Consider the following 506-nt stretch of genomic DNA (forward strand, 5'->3'; position numbering starts at 1 on the left):
GGTAACGCCGTTGCTTTCGACGGTATCGATAATGCTCCTGAAGAGCGTGAGCGTGGTATCACCATCGCTACCTCTCACGTTGAGTACGAGTCCCCGGTTCGCCACTACGCGCACGTAGATTGCCCCGGACACGCCGACTACGTTAAGAACATGATCACTGGTGCCGCTCAGATGGACGGCGCTATTCTGGTATGTTCCGCTGCTGACGGCCCCATGCCGCAGACTCGTGAGCACATCCTGCTGTCTCGTCAGGTGGGTGTACCTTACATCGTGGTATTCCTGAACAAAGCGGACATGGTAGACGACGAAGAGCTGCTCGAGCTGGTAGAGATGGAAGTTCGCGAACTTCTCGACCAGTACGAGTTCCCCGGTGACGACACTCCGATCATCGTTGGTTCTGCTCTGATGGCCCTGAACGGCGAAGACGACAACGAAATGGGTACTACCGCTGTTAAGAAGCTGGTTGAAACCCTGGACGAGTACATCCCTGAGCCAGAGCGTGCAAT

The 506-nt window shown here is 55.7% G+C and carries 1 protein-coding gene; it reads left to right on the top strand.

The window, feature by feature from the left end; all coding sequences use genetic code 11:
* On the top strand, positions 1 to 506 hold a 506-nt coding region (locus LC073_RS21575), incomplete at both ends, for a GTP-binding protein (protein ID WP_264190753.1).

This window comes from Microbulbifer variabilis, from assembly GCF_020524905.1.
Classification (GTDB): domain Bacteria; phylum Pseudomonadota; class Gammaproteobacteria; order Pseudomonadales; family Cellvibrionaceae; genus Microbulbifer; species Microbulbifer variabilis_A.